This is a genomic window from Photobacterium sp. R1 (genome assembly GCF_054600795.1).
This window is the reverse complement of sequence record NZ_BAAHZP010000137.1, coordinates 1-408: the sequence shown is the minus strand read 5'-3', so window position 1 is coordinate 408 and position 408 is coordinate 1. Positions and strand designations below refer to the sequence as shown.

At 52.9% G+C, this 408-nt stretch carries 1 protein-coding gene; it reads right to left on the bottom strand.

Translation table 11 applies throughout. The features are described 5' to 3' along the window. Positions 1–408: AMP-binding protein (locus ACYP03_RS24350; protein ID WP_459782419.1), on the bottom strand; the 408-nt coding region annotated here is incomplete at both ends.

Here is a 408-nt window from a genome sequence, read left to right as displayed (position 1 = left end):
AGGGCAGAAACAAATTTGCGGGCATCGGCAATCACCGCAATCTGCTCGATCATCGAATCCTTGCCGATCGCGCCCTCAATCACCTGAGGCGCAATATACTTACCGCCTGAGGTTTTCATCAGCTCCTTGATCCGATCGGTGATGAAAAGATTTCCCTGTTCATCAAATTTCCCGGCATCACCGGTTTTCAGAAAGCCGTCCGCGGTAAAATTCGCCGCGGTTTCTTCCGCCAGCTTGTAGTAACCACGCATCACCATGGGCCCGCGCACCAGGATTTCACTGTTCTCGCCGATTTTCACTTCCGCGCCGGGCATCAGGGTGCCAATTGAATCGGCATTAAAACCAATATCATCCCAGCAGGAGACGGTCGCGGTGGTTTCCGTCATCCCGTAACCCAATTTGACGTTG